The 1,726-nt window shown below is 68.7% G+C and carries 2 protein-coding genes; one reads left to right on the top strand and one right to left on the bottom strand.

The window, feature by feature from the left end; all coding sequences use genetic code 11:
• Positions 1–754: acyl-CoA dehydrogenase family protein (locus ACJMNC_RS18190; RefSeq protein ID WP_408949350.1), on the bottom strand; the 754-nt coding region annotated here is incomplete at its 3' end.
• A gap of 90 nt (positions 755–844) precedes the next feature.
• Between ACJMNC_RS18190 and ACJMNC_RS18185 the strand changes: the two genes are divergently transcribed.
• The coding region (locus tag ACJMNC_RS18185; RefSeq protein WP_408949349.1) for a DUF2804 family protein at positions 845–1,726 on the top strand (882 nt) is incomplete at its 3' end.

Here is a 1,726-nt window from a genome sequence, read left to right as displayed (position 1 = left end):
CCAGCGGACGGGTGTTGTCGAAGGTCTGCATCACCCCGCCGAAACCCTTTTTGACGTTGATCTCCGGGGTGCCCAGCAGGTTCTCCGCCGGCACCCGGGCGTTGTCGAAGCGCACCACCGCGGTGTCGGAGGCCTTGATGCCGAGCTTGTGCTCGAGGCGGACCACGGTGACGCCGTCGGCGTTCATCGGCACCACGAAGCTCTTGATGGCGGCCCGGCCGACCGCCTTGTCCAGGGTGGCCCAGACCACCACGTGGTCGGCGCGCGAACCACAGGTGACGAAGATCTTCTCGCCGTTGATGAGGTAGTCGTCGCCGTCGCGCACCGCGGTGGTGGACACCGCGGCCGAGTCCGAGCCGAAGCTCGGCTCGGTGATGGCCATGGCCGCCCAGACGTCGCCGAACTTCTCGAGCTGGTCGCCGTTGGCCACCGCGGCGATCGCGGCGTTGCCCAGGCCCTGACCGGGGATGGACAGCGCCAGACCCACATCACCCCAGCTCAGCTCACGGATGTTGAGGATGGCACGCAGATTGGCTCCGTTGACGGTGTCGTCGCCGGCGGCATCGCCTTCGGACTTCTTCTCGGCGCCCCCGGACTGCTTGGCCAGCCGGCCCAACTCGTCGAGCTCTGCCGGGTATTCGTGCTCGGCCCGGTCGTATTTGCGACTGATGGGCCGGAAGATGTGCTCGGCCGCGAGGTGAGCCCGCTCGACGGTCGCGTCCATCTTCTCGGGAAGCTCAAGGTTGATCGCCATGGGCGTCACCTTACTACCGAGTAAGATCGATGTCGAGAGCCGGCCGAGCCGCTGCCGGGACGCCGCGCACGCGCTACCGTCATAGCCGAGATGAACGGATCGCAGACTTCCCAGCCCGCCGGTGCGGTGTACCCACCGGCGCCCACCGCTCCCCCGTCGGCGCTGGTCACCGACGGGCGCTACAACTTCGGCACCTACGACGGGCCGATCCCCACGATCAACCCGCTCGACGCCGGCGCACGGCGGATCTTCGACCGTCCCCGGCGCTTCGCGCGGAATCTGCGGCTCAAGGAGTGGGAGGCCTTCCAGCTCGGCGACGACGACTGGTTCGTGCTCGGCGCGGTCTACAACGCCAAGTCGGTGGGGCTGCTGCAGGTGCTGGCGGTGAACAAGCATGAGGAGACCATCACCCGCTGGGAGACCAAGGTGCCCGCACCCACCCTCGCGGTGGCGCACGGCCTGCTCGGCACCTCGTCACGCGGACGGGTCGGCGAGTTCCGGATCGACATCGGCAATCACCTGGAGCGAGGACGGCTCACCGTGGACGCCGCCCACCCCGGGAAGCGGGGTCTGCCGGCCATGGGCCTGCACGTCCGCGGTGACTGCGGCCCCGACGATGCGGCGAATCTCGTTGTGGTGCACCCTTTCTCCGACGACCGCGCGCTGTACTCGCACAAGGTGATGATGCCGATGACCGGATCGCTGGTGATCGGCGGACAGCAGGTCGGCTTCGCCGAGGACCGCGGCTTCCTGGTGCTCGACGACCACCACGGCGACTATCCCCGGCCGCTGCGCTACGACTGGGTCACCGGCCTGCGCCGCAACGATCTCGGCCAGGTGGAGGGCTTCAACCTCACCGCCAACCAGATCAGGGACCCGGCCGTGAACAACGAGAACGCGCTCTGGATCGGCAACCGGCTGCACCGGCTGCCGCCGGTCGCCGTGGAGCGTCCCGACGGACCGTGGGGCCGC

The organism is Gordonia sp. VNK21 (assembly GCF_046098115.1).
Lineage (GTDB): Bacteria > Actinomycetota > Actinomycetes > Mycobacteriales > Mycobacteriaceae > Gordonia.
Note: the sequence above shows the minus strand (reverse complement) of the source record. Positions and strands in the feature narration are given on the sequence as shown.